This is a genomic window from Campylobacter sp. IFREMER_LSEM_CL1085 (genome assembly GCF_025772235.1).
Taxonomy (GTDB): Bacteria; Campylobacterota; Campylobacteria; order Campylobacterales; family Campylobacteraceae; genus Campylobacter_D; species Campylobacter_D lari_D.
This window is the reverse complement of record NZ_JAKMRU010000046.1, coordinates 1-817: the sequence shown is the minus strand read 5'-3', so window position 1 is coordinate 817 and position 817 is coordinate 1. Positions and strand designations below refer to the sequence as shown.

Annotated in this window: 1 pseudogene; it reads left to right on the top strand. The window is 30.6% G+C overall.

Features of this window, described 5'->3' with window-relative positions:
* A pseudogene (locus tag L8W56_RS08735) lies at nucleotides 1–817 on the top strand (hypothetical protein); the annotation flags it as partial.

Genomic DNA, 817 nt, shown 5'->3' with positions numbered 1-817 from the left:
AAAATGAGTTTAGAACAAGTTATTCAAACACAAAATGAAAGCTTAAATGAGCTTAAAAACAAAATGGAAAAATTGGTGCAATTTTATGAAAATGGTAAGATAGATAAAGAAGAATTGATAAAAATCATAAATGAAGAGCTAGATAAGATAAATCTAGATGATAGTATAAAAGATGGTATTTTATCTTATATTACAGAAAATCAAGCTAGTTTAAAAGGCGAAAAAGGCGATGCGTTTACTTATGAAGATTTTACGCCTGAGCAACTTCAAAGTTTAAAAGGCGATAGTGGAGCCAAAGGAGAAGATGGAAAAAGTGCTTATGAAATTTGGCTTAACAAAGAAGGTAATGCGGGAAAAAGTGAAGATGAGTTTTTAGCTTCTTTGAAAGGTGAAGGTGTTTCTAAAGAAGAATTACAACCTATAGTGGAAGAAATTGTAAGTAATTTACCACAAAAAGATGCAGGTTTTATCACTTCTTATGAGTTGCCAAACCCTGATATAAAAGCTGAAGTTGGAACACTAATAAATTATGTTAATGAGGAAGCTTCTACTATTTATTTATGCATAATAAATCAAGGAAAAGGTTCAGTATGGCTTGATTTGTTTTCTAAGAAAAAGTTAGCCAATGAAGAATATACAAAAATAAAATTTAAAGTCCGAACCTTATCAGGGCAATATGGTGGCTGTTTGAGTGATGTATTGTTTGCTTTTTCTAACGGCTTTGCTCATACTGTAAAGCTTGATGAGAGTTTAAGCACAAATTATGATGAAGGTAATTTTATTATACAAAAAAGTGGTTTAGGTGGAACTTCTAATG